Below are 15436 nucleotides of genomic sequence, written 5' to 3'. Positions count from 1 at the left end.
CAGTTCCAGGCGCTCCTCCCGGGTGAATCGTTTTCGTAATTTGGACATGATGTCGGGTTGAAGATTTGAAAGATACCAAACCTTCCAGGCCGAAGTCACTGTCTATTTGTTTGAGCACCTCCATCCTATGCTCCCACCCTGTAAGAACTATTAGCCTACCATACTACCAATTACCATACTACCCCCCCTCCTACTAAAGTACTAACGGCCTAAACCCCCTACCATACTACCCCCCCCTCCTACTAAAGTACTAACCGCCTAACCACCTACTATACTACCACCTACCATACTTCCCCCCCTCCTACTAAAGTACTAACGGCCTAACCCCCTACCATACTACCCCCCCCTCCTACTAAAGTACTAACCGCCTAACCCCTACCATACTACCACCTACCACCTACCACCTACCATATTACCACTAACTGCCTAACGCACTAACCCCCTAACTACTAACCCCTCTACCCCTTCCCCTGCCCCTTCCGGTGCTTCTTCTTTCCCTTAGCAAAATTGCCCGGGTTTCCGCCGGAGAAGGATTTGTACTTGTTGCGCGGACGCTTATCGCGGTCACCGTCGTCCGTAGCGGGTCCGTTGCCGTCGTAGATGCGCAGGTTGAGTTCTTGTCCCTTATCCCGCACGCCGTCGAATGCAGCGACTACGCGGCCGGCCTCCTTCTCGTCGACGTCGATGAAGGTCAGGTTGTTCTGGAGGTCGATCTTGCCGAGGTCGATCTTGCGTCCCGGCAGATTGCGGTTCAGCATGCCGATGACCTGCGGTACGGTATATCCCTGGCGACGGCCGGCCCCCATACACAGCTTGGTGTAACTTACGTTGGACCTGCGTTCCCGCCGCTCCTTCTTGTCGCGCGTGTTGTCCTCACGGGGAGCTTCCACGGCTTTTCCGCCACCGATCTGCTTGCTGAAATCAGCCAAACCGAAGGCCACGATGTGTTGGATGAGGGCGTCCCGGTCAAGCCCCTTCAGGGCGTCCGTAATTTCGGGGAGCAGACCGAGAAGTTTTTGATCGGTAAGTTCGGCGGCCCTGAGCGTTTCGACGAAATTCATCGCGCGGCGCTGGTATACTTCCTCCTGACTCGGGATAGGCGCTTCCTCAAATTCGATCTTACCGTAGCGCTCGATGTCGCGAAGCTTACGCAGCTCCCGACCGGTGACGATCGAGACGGCGATGCCTTCCTTCCCGGCACGACCCGTACGTCCGCTACGGTGTACGTAGACTTCGGGGGCATCCGGCAGATTGTAGTTGATCACGTGGGTAAGGTCGGAGACATCAAGTCCGCGGGCCGCGACGTCGGTAGCGACCAACAGTTTGATGCGGCCCTTGCGGAAACGCTTCATGACGTCGTCGCGCTGGGCCTGGCTCATATCGCCGTGGAGGGCATCGGCGGCGTGACCGGCAAAGCGAAGATCCTCCGCAACACCGTCCACTTCCCGGCGGGTGCGACAGAAGATGACGGCGTACATGTCGTCGTTCAACTCGACAAGCAGCTTCAGCAGCCGGAACCGATCCGAACCCTTCACCTTATAGTACAGGTGGGTAATGTTGGAATTACCCGCGTCGGTATGATCGATGCTGATCTCCTGGGGGTCGTTCATGTAGTCGGTGCTGATCTTGCGGGCCTCCTTGGGCATGGTAGCAGAGAACAGCAGCGTCTGTTTTTCCTTTGGCGTAGCGTCAAGAATGCCGTTGAGTTCTTCCTGAAAACCCATGTTCAGCATTTCGTCGGCCTCGTCGAGCACGACGCGCTTCAACTGATCGACGACCAGCTTTTTGCGGTTGATCAGGTCGAGCGTCCGGCCGGGTGTTCCGACCACGATGTTGGCTCCGCTACGGATGGCGCGGATCTGGTCGCCGGCGCTGGCACCACCGTACACGGCCACCACGTTGACCCCCTTACGGAAGCGGGCGAACTCCGTCAGATCCTTCGAGATTTGCAGACACAGCTCACGGGTCGGGCACAAGATCAGCGCCTGCACGGCGTCCAATTCAGGATCGATACCGTCGACCACGGGCAGGCCGAAGCCGGCCGTTTTTCCCGTCCCCGTGCGGGCTAGGGCGATCAGGTCGCGGTCGGACCCCAGAATGGCGGGAATCGTTTTTGCCTGGACGGGCGTGGGAGTAGTGAAGCCGAGGTGTGCAACGGCCTGTTTGACGTCGTCGCGCAACGTCGTTTCATTGAAATTTTCCATTTCACCGGTATTTAAACGGGCGAAATGGCCTACTACAAATTGCACTGCAAGAGCGCCCGGCGTAGGTCTTCAACCACCCGTGTGATCTAAGAGGGCGCAAAGGTACTACTTTTTATTGGGATTTTTTAGATTCCGAAATGAGACGTTGTAGGGCGGGCGGAGCGCGGGAGCCGTGCGGTCAACGAAACCCCAACCACCAATATTTACCTACCTTAATCGGCATGAACAAACTGATTTTATTGCTCAGCCTTTGCCTCCTATGGTCAGCCAGCGACGTATACGCCCAGATGGTGACCGTACCGGAAGTCGGCATCGTGAATGACCTCGAAAACGATAGTCTGCTGGCTGCCATGGGCTACGTAGGACTGACGGAAGCCACTCCGAAAATTCTCTCTCCCCGTACGGTCAGCGACGCGGAGTTTGATCGCTTACTTCCCCGGATCAAGAGCCTAAAACTCCCCCTGTACGCCTGCAATATTTTTATTCCCCGCGAACTGAAGGTGGTCGGACCCAAGGTCGATGAAGCGGCCGTGCTGGAGTACGTGGACGTCGTGTTCCGGCGCGCCCGGGCGGCGGGCCTCACGCTCATCACCTGGGGCAGCGGCGGGTCCCGGCAAGTACCCGAGGGTTTCAGTCGCCTGACCGCTACGGCACAATTCATTTATATGGCCGGCCGCGTAGCCGAGGTAGCGGCGAAGTACGATATCCTACTCGCCCTGGAAAACCTGAACAGCACCGAATGCAACTTCATCACGTCACTCCCCGAGGCCCTCGCGGTCGTCCGGGCGGTGGATCATCCTAATTTTCGTCTGTGCGTAGACCTCTACCATATGCTCATGGAGAACGAACCGGCGGAAGTAATTGCCGGCACGGGACCCTACGCCATCTACTGCGAGATTGCCGAGCGGGAAGACCGAACCCCGCCCGGCGTCCACGGTGACGATTTCCGCCCCTACTTCGAACAGCTTAAGGCGGAGGGTTACCAGGGTAAGATCATGATTGAGGCGCGCTGGAAAGACCTTCGGGAACAGGGACCGGAAGCCCTCCGTATTCTGCGGGCTCAGCTCGCGGAAGTGTACAGCAAGCCCTGATCGTCAATTATTCTCCGACCCTCTCTCCTATGAAGTACATGTATTTTCTCCTCCTCGCCCTACTCTGCACGGCGCGAGCCACTGGGCAAACCACCATCGCCGAGAAATTAGGTTACGGTAAGGATGCGACCTTACTCATCATTCACGCCGACGACCTGGGGGTGGCCCATTCGGTCGATACCGCCTCGATCGCCGCCTACGAAGCTCACGGAATCAATTCGGCCAGCATCATGGTTCCCTGTCCGTGGTTTCCCGAGATCGCCGACTACGCCCGGGCAAGGCCGGAGCTGGACTGGGGCATCCACCTCACCTTCACCGCGGAATGGGAACACTACAAATGGGACGGCGTGCTCCCGGCCTGTGACATACCGAGCCTGCTGGACACCACCGGCTACTTCTACGCGTCGGTCGCCGACTTCGTCGCTCACGCCGACCCCGTGGAGGTGGAAGCGGAACTGCGTGCCCAAATCGACCGGGCGCTGGCCTACGGTATCCGGCTCACCCATCTGGACAGTCACATGGGCAGTCTGTACGCTGCTCCCGTATTCACCGAAATCCTACAGCGGGTGGGCCGGGAATACGGGCTGGCCGTTTTTCAACCCTCTGCCCTACCCATCGCGCTGGATTCGACTAACATTATCGTAGATGAAGTCCACATGATGAACGAAATTCTGCCGACCGACCGCTGGGCGACGCACTACAGTGACATCATCCGGAACCTGCCCCCCGGTCTTCACGAAATCATCGTACATCTTGCCTTCGACGACGCGGAGATGCGGGCCGTCACTGTCAATCACCCCGCTTTTGGGGCAGCCTGGCGGCAGAATGATTTCGACTACGTGACCGGGGAGGAGTTGCGCGCGGTACTGAAGTCGGAAGGCGTTCACCTCGTCGATTGGGGAGATTTGCAGCGTACCTTGCCCTTCTACCGGGCGGATTGATCATCTACCCCGGTGATCCGTACCCTATGCTCGAACTATCCGCCCTTCACCACATCGCCATCATTTGCAGCGACTACCCCCGCTCGAAGCATTTCTATACGGAGGTGCTAGGCCTCACCGTGCTGCGGGAAGTGTACCGGGCCGAAAGGGGTTCCTACAAACTGGACCTAAGCCTGAACGGGCAGTACCTGATCGAGCTGTTTTCCTTTCCGGATCCTCCACAACGGCCCACCCGTCCGGAAGCGCGCGGCCTACGGCATCTGGCCTTCTCCGTAGACGATATCGAATCCTGCATCAGAACCCTTGCGCGCCACGATATCGTCGCCGAAGCGGTAAGGATTGATGAGTTTACCGGCCGCCGGTTCACCTTCTTTTTTGATCCGGACGACCTGCCCATCGAGCTGTACGAAAGTGCGTAGATGAGCGTCCCGACTACACAACGGTTGATTTTTGCGCTTCCCTTTTCTTTAAATGTTTTTCCAGCGCCGCCGCCGCTTTCTCCCGGCCGTGTCGGATCCGGTGTTCGATCTGGGCCGCGCTGGCGGTAAGCGTATCCCCGAGTACGTTGGCGTCCGGTCCGATGACGATCGCATTGAAGTACCTCAGTGGCTTACCCTGACCACCGGTGTGATAATTGTAGTCGTACAACGGCTCGTCGGGCAGCTTATCCCGGAATTGCTTGAGGATGTAGTTCTTGTCCAGGAACTCCCGGATGTCGTTGTTAAATATTTCGGTGATGGCTACATCCACAAGCGACCGCAGCGCGATCTGCACGATGTTTTTGTCCGTAAAGTCTTCCTCGGCGACCTTACCGGAGCTGCAATTGATGATGACGATGGTGTACTCGTCCTCCGATTCCTGCCGGCCGATTTCCCGGATGACATCGCCGAGCGGCGAGGAATTCCGGATGCCCCCGTCCACCAGCTGCCGATGAATGCCTTGTGTAGTATGGACTGCACCGACGGGCTCCCATACGACCGGCATGGCGGTGGAGGCCAGCACGCCGTCGGCGAAGTCCTGGTTACTGCGAAACCCGTCGTGACTCGTGGAATAGTACTTTCCGTCGTTTAGCGATACGTAGCCGCAGCGGTAAATGCAATCGGTGACCGCCTCCCGTTTAGCCAACCGGAGCAGCTTATCGCGGAGGGGGCCGTTATCCGCTACCGCCCGAAAGGACTGAAATTCCCGGGTAAACTCCCGCAGGATCGACTTCCGATTAAAGATGGCCCGCAGTAGGAGGTTGCGGGTGGTGGCGGGAAAATGCTTCCTGATGTCCGACCATTTCAGCCGTAGTTTTAGTTCGGGATCGGGGTCCCGGGGGTCGGTTTGGGTGTCGATAAAGTCCGAGGTATAGATCTCCTCCACGCCATTGCGGGCCACGTCATTCCAGAGTTTTTCGAGTTCACCGAATTGCCGTTGGGCAACGAGCAATCCGTTGAGGGATCCGACCGACACGCCGGCCACGATGTCGAAAGACAGCGGCGCCCGGCCGGGGGCGATCTCCGGCCACCGGTCGCGGAGAACTTGCAGGGCACCGACCTGGAAAGCGCCCTTGAATCCTCCGCCGCTCAGAACCAGTGCCGTTTTCTTCATGTATCGGGGTGGCTTACCGCTTTCCGGTTTCTAACTGGTGACGGCAGTATTCCAGGCACCGGGCGACTTCCTTCACCGCATCGGAACCTTCCGGGATGTCGTATTCCAGTTCCACGGTAGCGGGGAAAGCGTAGTTCTCCTGGCTCATAAGGTGCAAGACATCGCCGATCGGGGTATCCCCTTTCCCCCACATCAGGTTCCCCTTTCCGTGTTCGGGGGTCTGGCGATCCTTGAGGTGCATGCTCATAATGTGCTGGTGATGACTCCTGAGAATCTCTAGGGGATCGTGTCCGGTGGCGACGTAGTGACCGATGTCCAGATTCATCGCGTTGCCCTTAGACTGTTCCAGCGCCGTGTCCCAGAAGGTAGGCGTTTGTTGCTCGTGACCGTGGTAGGCGACGCGCACCTTATTCTTTTTCGCCATCTGCCCCAAATGAAGGGTACGGGCATCATCGGCCGGATGCTCGAGCGTAACGTGGGTTGCTCCCAGCGCGCGGGCGGCCTGCATCCCGTAATTGATCTCCGCGTCGGTATTATCCTTCTCGAAGGCCCGGGGCTTGAAGGCGTAAATGGTGACGCCGGCGTCATTGTACATTTTGCGGAGGGCCGCGAATTTTTTCATATCGACCCGTGAGCGCCAGGCTGCCACTTGCTTATTGTATGCGTCCATTTCCGCACGCATTTCTTTCATCTCCGCCTCTTCGTCGGCGGTAAGCCCCTCGTCGCTACGTTGCTTGCGAAACAGGCCGTACATCCGACTCCGGTCGACGGGATTTTCCGGACGGCCGGCGTAGGTTTCCGCCGGATCGCCCATAAGTTCGATGGCGCTAATGCCGCTGTCGATAACGTACTGCAGGGTCGCTTCGGCACTCTGGTCCGGCATACTCCGGAAGGAGTACGTAATGGTTCCGATCTGGACACCTTTAATGACCGAATTGGGTTTGTTAAAATGCTTGAGAATCGCCGGTGCCCCGATGAGCGAGGGTGCCAGGGCGATGCCCGCCGCTGCCGTCGTGGAAGTCCGGAGAAATGCTCTGCGGGTGTTCGTGGTGTGTTGCATGATCTTAAGTGAAATGAGACAATAAGTTACGAAATGTTCGGCTAAGCTATTTGGTCGCCTGGGTTTCCGGTTGGAAGATGATGTCCTGTAGCTGGACCAGCGTCTGTCCGGTTTTGGCCGCGGGGTTTTTGACGACGAAGTAAACGTCGTGTCGACCGGCGGTGTCCCCCAGGAGGACGGTGTATTCCCGGCGGAACTTTTCGCGGACCTCGCGGTACCCCGGTTCGGGTCCCTTCTTGCCACCGGCTTCCCACTCAGCGCGGAGCTTTCCCACTTCAGCCCCGAAGTCGATCTCCACGGATGTCACGGTTTCCGTCGTACCTACGAGCGGACCGTCGGGTGCATCAAGGCGAACTTCGATCACTCCCCCCGCCGCGCCGGAGCGCTCCGAGGCTTCAGCATGGATAACGATCCGTTCGATTCCGGTAAGATCGAGATTACGGTATCCGATATATCCCTCATGTTCCACCACGTTAAAGGAGCGACCCGGAGTAGTGGTTAACTGCGTACCTCGCTGCACGTCGTGTTTCTCTACGTCCAGGACGGGATTGCGCAGCGCGATGATCTTTTCGGACGTCAGGGGGCGCAAACTTCCGGTACCCCGATCCGTATAGGCGGCCCGGAGCAGGTAACCTCCCCGGCCGTTCTCTCCGTCGGGCGTTTCCGTGACGTAGGTGCCGCGGAGGGGAACCGACTGCTTCGCTCCCGCCACGTCATCGAGGCTGAGGATGTAATCGACCATCAGCTTTGCCTGCTGGGCCGGCAGATCCGGGTGGGCGCTCATCCCGTGATCGCCCCACTTTCCGACGCTGCCGTTAAGGATGTTGGTCACCAACATGGCTTTCTCTTCCGGCGTACCCCGGTAGCGTTCGGCGACTTGCACATAGCTCGGTCCCACGGACTTCACGTCGACGCGGTGACAGCTCAGGCAGTCGCTTTCGTTGATGAGTTCCTTTCCCTTGGCGTAGAGCACCCACTCGTCACTGCTCCGGTGGTTCTGTGCGATCTCGATGGGATCGTAGCCCTCCGGGGCGTAGTCGAAGTTCACGGCAACGGCCTCCTGCTTGATCTCCCCATTCTTGAGGCTACCGTCCTCCTGGTCCGCGACGCTGATTTCGTAGTCCAGCGTACTGCCCGGGAAGTAGAACGATTGATTGCCCCCGGTAATGACGATGTCGACGGCGGGGGGCGCGTTTCCGGCCAGCAGTTCGAATACAGTCGAGTTCGTGTTCCCTGCGGCATCGGTTACGGTAAGTTCGACCGCGTAGGTCCCCGCTTCCGAGAGCGTCAGTTCTGGACTCTCGCCCCGCAGCGTCTGGCTGAAATCGTTGGCTCCGGTAATTTCCCACACAAACTGCAGATCGTCACCGTCGTAGTCTTCCGTGCCCGCGGAGGAAAAGCGAACATTCAGGGGAAGCGCTCCGGCCAGCGGTTCGGCGGTCGCCTGTACTACGGGTGCCCGGTTGCCGCCGTTGTACTGAATTTGCTTCAGCTGCGCGTTGTCGTTACCCCGGAACCAGGCGGATCCGTATTCCAGTACGTAGAGGTTACCGTCGGGGCCGAACTGCATATCGATGGCGCTGGAGAAATTTTCTCCGGGCAGGAAGGGTTCCATTCCGGCGTAATCGCCGTTCTCGTCGATGTCGATCGCCATGATCCAGCCCCGCATGAACTCGACCGCAAGCCACTTACCTTCGTAGTAGGCGGGAAAGCGATTCGTGGACTCGGCAAAATCCGCCTGGCGGTAGACCGGTCCGCCCGTGGCGCTGCGTCCGGCACTTCCGAGGAGGGGAAACTGCTCGGAAAAGGAGTAAGGGTACCAAATGAATGCTTCCTGGGGTTGGGGCAGCTCGGTCAGTCCGGTGTTGTTGACCGATTCGTTTACGGGGTGAGCGGGATCGAAGAGGGGCCCGACCGAATCCGTAGCGTAATCGAAATCCGCGTACGGGATATTGTCGCCGATGAAATAGGGCCAACCGAAGAATCCGGGTCCCTTTGCGCGATTGAATTCATCGTACCCCCGGGGCCCGCGCGGGCTTTCCACGGAGGCGTCCGGTCCTACCTCACCCCAGTACATGTAGCCGGTCTCGCTGTCCAGGGATACCCGCCACGGGTTGCGGTGACCCATGGTGTATATCTCCGGGCGGGTACGGGGGGTCCCTTCGGCGAAGAGGTTTCCGGCGGGAATGGTGTAGCCGCCATCGTCTTCGGGGTGAATACGCAGGATCTTTCCGCGCAGGTCATTCGTGTTGCCGGCGGTTCGTTGATCGTCGGCCGTTTCTTCTCCGGGGCGCTCGTCGAGGTTCGACGTGCCCGACGGGGGGTTGGCCGTGTTATTGCCGGTCGTGAGGTAGAGGTTGCCGTCGGCATCGAACACCATGCCCCCTCCCGTGTGACAACAAACTTCCCGCTGGGCCGGGTATTCCAGCACGATGGTCCGGCTGGCGGTGTGCAGGGAGTCGTCGCGGTACACGAAGCGGGCCAGTACATGCTTAGCTGAATCGGGGTCGGCGTAGAGCATGTACACCCAGTTATTCTCGGCAAATTCGGGATCGGCGATGACGCCCATCAGTCCCTCCTCGGCTACGCGCGTCTTGCCCTCACGATTGGTGTAAATGGTGTTAACATCGACGTGACCCACCCGCCGCATATCGCGGTCGCTTACGTGAAAGACCTTTACGCCGCCGGGGCGTTCGACGAGCATCACCTCCTCCTCGTTAAGAAAAGTAAAGGCCATGGGTTCTTCCAGGCTGCCCGGATCGGTCAGAATGGTGGTGGTGAAGCGATTTTGCTCGGGCTTCTCGTCCCGGTTGGCCCCTGGTTCCTCGTTGCCGCAGGAGGACCACAGCATGAGCATCACGCACAGGACTATGATTCCGTGCAAAGGATGGCACGTAGGGGTTTTGGTACAGTTGGTGGACATGGTCGATGGAATAGAGGTAAACGTAAAATCCTGGTGAGCCGCGCCAAGATAATCCAAGCGAGCGGTCGGCAATCCGATTGTCTCCATCGTTGTAGAGGTAAATCGATTATCCGGTCTATTGGATCGACGATCACCCCGCCGCAACGGCCCGTCTCCTACCCGACGGGCCGGGTAGTCTGCACCTGGCGCGGTCTTTCTTCTACGGCTATTGCATACAGGCTGATTTATATATCTTTGCGGCCCACCGCCCGGATGGCGGAACTGGTAGACGCGCTGGACTTAAAATTCAGTTCCCAGCACTGGGAGTACGGGTTCGATTCCCGTTCCGGGTACAGGATAAGGCAGCAGGCGGTCACCCGATCGCTCTGCTGCCTTTCCGTTTATTGCTCCCGCGTTCCCGCCCAAGAAGCCTACAGAAGTTCCTTCACGTGTAAGACCACGTTGAACAGCATGACGGCGGCCAGGGCCAGCCCCAGAAAACGCATCCAGGTAGCGTTGTCGCGCCTAAATTCTTCCGCTCGGGCGCGCGATTCCGCCGTACCGACCCGCACCGCTCCACGGGCGAACAGGTAAAGGTAGACCCCGAGGGCGAGGAAGAACAATTCGATGAGAAGGCCGATGATGCTAACGGTCATACCGGTGAGGTTGGTGCGAATATCGTACTTTTCGGCCGCCCAATGACCGATTATGACCAAAGAACAACGAAACGCCGCCGCGAATGAGGACGGCATGCTCCTTCAGGTAGCCCGCCTGAATCACCGACTGGAACGCATCCTCGAGGGGGGCGGCGCCAAACGCGTAGCTAAACAGCACCAGAAGGGAAAACTGACCGCCCGCGAACGCGTAGACCAGCTCATCGATCCCGGGACCCGCTTCCTGGAGTTCGGCGCCTTCGCCGGATACGACATGTACGAAGAATACGGCGGCTGCCCCGCCGGTGGCGTCGTGACGGGTTACGGACGTATCAACGGACGACTCTGCGTAGTGGTCGCCAACGACGCGACCGTAAAGGCCGGCGCCTGGTTCCCCATTACCGGTAAGAAGAACCTGCGCGCCCAGGAAATCGCCATGGAAAACCGGGTACCCATCGTGTACCTGGTCGATAGTGCCGGCGTCTTTCTGCCCATGCAGGACCAGATCTTCGCCGACCGCGACCACTTCGGACGCATCTTCCGCAACAACGCGAAGATGAGTGCCCTGGGCATTACCCAGATCGCCGCCGTCATGGGCAGTTGCGTCGCGGGTGGTGCTTACCTGCCCATCATGTCGGACGAAAGCCTAATCGTGGAGGGAACGGGGAGCATCTTCCTGGCCGGTCCCTACCTCGTGCGCGCGGCCATCGGGGAAAAAGTAGAGGCCGAAGCGCTCGGCGGCGCGGAAATGCACGCCTCCGTAAGCGGCGTTATTGACTACAAATGCAGCGATGATCAGGAGTGCCTGTCGACCATCCGAGATCTGGTGGGACGAATTCCCGACAAAACGCTCACTCCCTTCGACCGGATCGAACCGGTAAAAGTGGACGAAGCCGGAATCCTCGGCGTACTGCCCGAAGAGCGGGCAAAACCCTACGACGGTCGCGAACTGATCCGGGCACTCGTAGACGGAGGGACCTTCACAGAGTACAAGGAAGACTACGGTAAAACCCTGCTGTGCTGCTACGCCCGCATCGACGGCTGGTCGGTCGGCATCGTCGCGAACAACCGCGAAGTGGTCCGCAGCGGCAAGGGAGAAATGCAGTTCGGCGGCGTGATCTACAGCGATTCGGCCGACAAGGCCGCCCGCTTCATTATGGTGTGCAATCAAAAACACATTCCCCTGGTATTCCTGCACGACGTGTCCGGCTTCATGGTCGGCAGTCGGTCCGAACAGGGAGGTATTATCAAGGACGGGGCCAAGATGGTCAGCGCGGTGAGCAACAGCACGGTACCGAAGTTCTCCATTGTCGTGGGCAACAGCTACGGCGCCGGTAATTACGCGATGTGCGGCCGCGCCTACGATCCCCGACTAATGCTGGCGTGGCCCACCGCCCGGATTGCCGTCATGGGCGGCGAGCAGGCCGCTAAGGTTTTGCTCCAGATACAAGTCGGCAGTCAGAAAGCCCGCGGACAGGAAGTCACGGAAGCGGAAGAACAGGAAATACTCCAACAGATCACGGAGCGGTACGATGCCCAGACCAGCCCGTACTACGCCGCCGCCCGCCTGTGGGTAGACGAACTCATCGATCCGCGCGATACCCGCGCCTACATCTCGGCGGGCATCGAGGCGGCCACTCACGCCCCGACGGAACGCTTCAACGTAGGAGCGGTACAGACGTAGCACATGTAGCGACGGCTTTAGCCGTGACGCTGTCTTTCTCGTTTTGCTAACAGCTCGTCGGCTCAAGCCGACGCTGCAGCTGCGATGGCTTCGGCCGCCATGGTGTCTGTACCCGTTTTGCGAACAGCTGGTCGGCTCAAGCCGACGCTACAGTTGCGAGCACGTCGGCTCAAGCCGACGCTACCAGTAATTCCTCGGTCAAAAACCGGCCGCCAACGACCGTGGCCCCTTCCGCTGCCTTACTTTCGCGGCCATGTACGACAACGACCTCTTCCTCCGCGCCGCGCGTGGCGAAACTACCGAACGCCCCCCCGTCTGGCTCATGCGGCAGGCCGGCCGTATCCTGCCCCAGTACCGGGCGCTGCGGGCCAGCCTGAGCGGCTTCAAGGAACTCGTGTCTACCCCCGATCTCGCGGCTGAAGTGACCATACAGCCGGTGGACGAACTCGGCGTCGACGCCGCCATCATCTTCAGCGACATTCTCGTCATCCCCGAGGCGCTGGGCTTAGACTACACTATGGTGGAAAAGGTCGGACCGCGCTTTCCGAAGGTCATTCAATCGAAGGCCGATATTGACGCCCTACGCCCGGCGGAAGAGGCTCCCCAACATCTCGGCTACGTGTACGATGCGCTGGACGCGACGAAGAAGCGGCTGAATAACCGCGTGCCCCTCATCGGTTTTGCCGGCGCGCCCTGGACCATTTTCGCTTATATGGTCGAGGGGGGTGGCAGTAAGACCTTCAGCAAGGCCCGCCGTATGCTGTACCGGGACCCCGCGCTGAGCCACGCCCTGCTGGAACGAATCGCCGTAGCCACCGCCGCCTACCTGAAGGAAAAGGTGCGCCACGGGGCCGACCTCATTCAACTCTTCGACAGCTGGGCGGGAGTACTGCCCCCCACCCACTACCGCGAGTTCAGCCTGCGCTACATCGACCTCATCTGCCGGGAACTCGGCGATACCCCCGTAACCATTTTCGCGAAGGACGCGCGGCACGCTATCCCCGCCATCGGCGCGCTGGACTGTCAGGTCGTTCAACTCGACTGGATCGCCGACATCGCCCAGGCCCGGGCTCAGGTGGGTCAGAAAGTACTGCAGGGTAACCTCGACCCCTGTCAACTGTACGCTGCCCCCGAGGACGTCGAGCGCGCCACCCACAGCATGCTTGAGGCCTTCGGTCCGCGACACATTGCCAATCTTGGTCACGGCGTTTATCCCGACACCCCACTGGAGGGCGTTAAGGCCTTCGTAAATACGGTTAAAGCCTACCGCTACGACGGCTGAGCGGCAAACCGCCCGGAGGCCTAAGCCGTAAGTAGAGTAATGATCGACCTCCAAAAAATTATTCTCGCCGCCACTATTTTCCTGACCCTCCTGGCGTGTAACACCGAAGACAACCTCATGACCGGACCCGACATCAATCCCGGCCCCTCCCCCACGGTAGATACGGTTATTGCTTATTTGGCGCTCGGCGACAGCTACACCATCGGCACGAGTGTCCAGGCTTCCGAACGCTGGCCGGTGCAGCTCACCGAACAGCTGCTGGAGCGGGAAGGGATCCGGGTGGAGCCCCTGGAGATCATTGCCCGCAACGGCTGGCGCACCGATAATCTGGCCAACGCGCTCAGCGCCGGCGATCCGGGAAGCGATTTCGATCTCGTGTCCTTGCTCATCGGCGTCAACGACCAGTACCAGGGCTTTTCGGTGGCGGCCTACCGACCCCAGTTCGAGCGTTTGCTGCAGCGATCCATCGGCTACGCGGGTGGAGATAGCTCGGCGGTATTCGTCGTCTCGATCCCCGACTACGCCTACACGCCCTTCGGCGGTGGCAGCGAAAGCGTGAGCCGGGACATCGATGCCTTTAACGAAGCGGCGGCAGCCGTATGCCAATCCTACGGGGTGCCCTTCTACAACATCACCCCGATCTCCCGCGATGGGCTACGGGATCCGGCCCTCGTAGCCGACGACGGCCTGCACCCGAGCGGCCAGCAGTACCGGCGCTGGGTCAGTGAGGTATTACGGACGCAAGTCGCCGCTCAGATCCTCCGCACCGACTGATTCGACGGTACGCCCGGGGTAAACCTCCAGGGCGGCCTCCAGACAATCCATGGCCCGTTCGAGATCATCGACGTTGAGTACGTAGGCAATCCGGCATTCATCGCTACCCCGCCCCGCCGTCGCGTAAAAGCCCGGCCCGGGGCTGAGCATCACCGTGGCACCCTCGTGCTCGAATTCTTCCAGTAGCCAGCGGCAGAAGTCTTCACTATCGGATACCGGGAAGCGGGCAAACAGATAGAACGCGCCGCCCGGACAGTAGGCGTAGACGCCCGGCATCCGTTGCAGCCGCCGGAAGACCGTGTCCCGGCGATTGCCGTAATCTTCCTTGACGCCCTCCAGGTAAGCCCCGTCGTCCTCCAGCATAATTTCACTGAGTCGCTGTCCGAGCCCCGGAGGGCTGAGCCGTAGTTTGGCGTAGCGATCCACCGACTCCCGAACCCGCAGATTGCGGCATACCAGCGCCCCCACCCGCGCGCCCGTCGCGCTGTAGCGCTTGGATACCGAATCGATGACGATGGCGTGGTCCTCCAAACCAGGCAGCTGAAGCACCGACTGCAGGGGACTATCGTAGCTAAACTCCCGGTAGACTTCATCGGCGCAGAGGAAGAGGTCGTGCTCGCGTACGATTTCTGCCATGCGCACCAGTTCCCTGCGGGAATAACAAGCTCCCGTGGGATTATTGGGATTGGTAATCATGATGGCCCGGGTACGCTCCGTGATCTTATCCGCAAAATCGTCGGCGGAGGGCAGCGCGAAGCCCGTTTCGATATAGCAGGTGATGGGGACTACCGTCACCCCGGCCATGTGCGCGTAGCCGTTGTAATTCGCGTAAAATGGTTCGGGAACGATGATCTCGTCGCCCGGATCGAGGCAGGCGAGCATAAAGAACAGGATAGCCTCCGAACCGCCGGTCGTCACCATGATCTCGTCGGCCTGCAGCTGTACGTCGAAGCGCGCGTAGTAGCCACGTAAGGCTTCCCGGTAGGAATCGATGCCGTTACTCGGGCTATAGTCCAGGATCTGCCAGGGGAGTTGACGGAATTTAGCTACGGCCGTCGGGTGCGTCTTGATGTCGGGCTGGCCGATATTCAGGTGATAGATGTGTTTTCCCGCCGCCCGCGCCCGATCCGCGAGGGGAATCAACTTCCGGAAGGGAGAAAGGGGTACGGTCTGGGAGCGAAGGGATACGTCGGGCATGGGCCGGAAGTTTTTAGGGCGGGCGGCGGCGCGCGGGAGCCGTCCTTAGCGGGAG

At 59.6% G+C, this 15436-nt stretch carries 12 protein-coding genes and 1 tRNA gene; 7 read left to right on the top strand and 6 right to left on the bottom strand.

Annotation, left to right across the window (positions count from 1 at the left end; genetic code table 11):
- Positions 1 to 458 precede the first annotated feature (458 nt).
- Complete coding sequence (locus NMA52_RS17715) at positions 459 to 2204, bottom strand: DEAD/DEAH box helicase (protein WP_254829044.1); 1746 nt, start codon at positions 2202 to 2204, stop codon at positions 459 to 461.
- 221 nt (positions 2205 to 2425) lie between these two features.
- Here NMA52_RS17715 and NMA52_RS17710 point away from each other — a divergent pair, with 221 nt between their 5' ends.
- Genes NMA52_RS17710 through NMA52_RS17700 form a run of 3 tightly spaced genes read left to right on the top strand, consistent with a single transcriptional unit; the run spans position 2426 to position 4655 of the window.
- Positions 2426 to 3295, top strand: a complete 870-nt coding sequence (locus tag NMA52_RS17710; RefSeq protein WP_254829043.1) for a sugar phosphate isomerase/epimerase — start codon at positions 2426 to 2428, stop codon at positions 3293 to 3295.
- 29 nt (positions 3296 to 3324) lie between these two features.
- Positions 3325 to 4236 (top strand): polysaccharide deacetylase family protein, encoded by a 912-nt coding sequence (locus NMA52_RS17705; RefSeq protein WP_254829042.1) that lies wholly within the window; start codon positions 3325 to 3327, stop codon positions 4234 to 4236.
- 26 nt (positions 4237 to 4262) lie between these two features.
- Positions 4263 to 4655 (top strand): VOC family protein, encoded by a 393-nt coding sequence (locus NMA52_RS17700; protein ID WP_254829041.1) that lies wholly within the window; start codon positions 4263 to 4265, stop codon positions 4653 to 4655.
- A gap of 13 nt (positions 4656 to 4668) precedes the next feature.
- Here the strand turns inward: NMA52_RS17700 and NMA52_RS17695 are convergent, their stop codons facing one another.
- The 3 genes from NMA52_RS17695 to NMA52_RS17685 are packed head-to-tail and all read right to left on the bottom strand — an operon-like array spanning position 4669 to position 9773.
- Positions 4669 to 5829 (bottom strand): patatin-like phospholipase family protein, encoded by a 1161-nt coding sequence (locus NMA52_RS17695; protein WP_254829040.1) that lies wholly within the window; start codon positions 5827 to 5829, stop codon positions 4669 to 4671.
- A gap of 13 nt (positions 5830 to 5842) precedes the next feature.
- On the bottom strand, positions 5843 to 6889 hold the full coding sequence (locus tag NMA52_RS17690; RefSeq protein WP_254829039.1) for a sugar phosphate isomerase/epimerase: 1047 nt from the start codon (positions 6887 to 6889) through the stop codon (positions 5843 to 5845).
- Between the two features lie 46 nt (positions 6890 to 6935).
- On the bottom strand, positions 6936 to 9773 hold the full coding sequence (locus tag NMA52_RS17685) for a PQQ-dependent sugar dehydrogenase (protein WP_254829038.1): 2838 nt from the start codon (positions 9771 to 9773) through the stop codon (positions 6936 to 6938).
- Positions 9774 to 10058: 285 nt separating this feature from the next.
- Between NMA52_RS17685 and NMA52_RS17680 the strand changes: the two genes are divergently transcribed.
- Positions 10059 to 10144: transfer RNA gene (locus tag NMA52_RS17680), tRNA-Leu, on the top strand.
- A 78-nt stretch (positions 10145 to 10222) separates the two neighbouring features.
- Here the strand turns inward: NMA52_RS17680 and NMA52_RS17675 are convergent.
- On the bottom strand, positions 10223 to 10447 hold the full coding sequence (locus NMA52_RS17675; RefSeq protein ID WP_254829037.1) for a hypothetical protein: 225 nt from the start codon (positions 10445 to 10447) through the stop codon (positions 10223 to 10225).
- 52 nt (positions 10448 to 10499) lie between these two features.
- On the opposite strand from NMA52_RS17675, the gene NMA52_RS17670 reads away from it, so the two are divergent.
- The 3 genes from NMA52_RS17670 (at position 10500) to NMA52_RS17660 (ending at position 14184) form a co-directional block, all read left to right on the top strand.
- Positions 10500 to 12128, top strand: coding sequence for an acyl-CoA carboxylase subunit beta (locus NMA52_RS17670; protein ID WP_254829036.1), 1629 nt, complete (start codon positions 10500 to 10502; stop codon positions 12126 to 12128).
- A gap of 253 nt (positions 12129 to 12381) precedes the next feature.
- Positions 12382 to 13410: a uroporphyrinogen decarboxylase gene (gene hemE, locus NMA52_RS17665; protein ID WP_254829035.1), complete on the top strand. Its 1029-nt coding sequence runs from the start codon at positions 12382 to 12384 to the stop codon at positions 13408 to 13410.
- A gap of 39 nt (positions 13411 to 13449) precedes the next feature.
- Positions 13450 to 14184, top strand: a complete 735-nt coding sequence (locus NMA52_RS17660; protein ID WP_254829034.1) for an SGNH/GDSL hydrolase family protein — start codon at positions 13450 to 13452, stop codon at positions 14182 to 14184.
- Here the strand turns inward: NMA52_RS17660 and NMA52_RS17655 are convergent.
- Positions 14143 to 15381 (bottom strand): pyridoxal phosphate-dependent aminotransferase, encoded by a 1239-nt coding sequence (locus NMA52_RS17655; protein ID WP_254829033.1) that lies wholly within the window; start codon positions 15379 to 15381, stop codon positions 14143 to 14145. The two genes, NMA52_RS17660 and NMA52_RS17655, sit on opposite strands and share 42 nt — an antisense overlap.
- Between the last annotated feature and the right edge of the window lie 55 nt (positions 15382 to 15436).

The organism is Lewinella sp. JB7 (genome assembly GCF_024297185.1).
Lineage (GTDB): Bacteria > Bacteroidota > Bacteroidia > Chitinophagales > Saprospiraceae > Neolewinella.
This window is presented reverse-complemented; position numbering and strand designations above follow the sequence as displayed.